1 protein-coding gene is annotated in these 247 nt (G+C 39.3%); it reads right to left on the bottom strand.

The window, feature by feature from the left end; translation table 11 throughout:
* The coding region (locus AAEY68_RS21455) for a DUF1707 domain-containing protein (protein ID WP_350586872.1) at positions 1-236 on the bottom strand (236 nt) is incomplete at its 3' end.
* Positions 237-247 lie beyond the last annotated feature (11 nt).

Raw genomic sequence — 247 nt, 5'->3', positions numbered from 1 at the left:
CTATAATTAGGTGCAAACTGAGAGTGCTTTTGCGCCTTATATTGTTGGTCAGTATTTAAGGTTAAATCTTCAACGAGATCCATAAGTGCTTTATTGTCACTCGCTGCCATGGCGTCGTCTAAGCGCCTTTCAAATGCTTCTACAGAAATAACACCATGGCTGTAGTTATAAATGAGCTGATCAATCACTTGCTCACGAACTTGCTCAATAGGGCGGTCTTCAATTTTAACAGACATTTAAATTATCC

The sequence above is a fragment of the Pseudoalteromonas sp. RB2-MNA-CIBAN-0110 genome, assembly GCF_040309305.1.
GTDB classification, from domain to species: Bacteria; Pseudomonadota; Gammaproteobacteria; order Enterobacterales; family Alteromonadaceae; genus Pseudoalteromonas; species Pseudoalteromonas arctica.
This window is presented reverse-complemented; position numbering and strand designations above follow the sequence as displayed.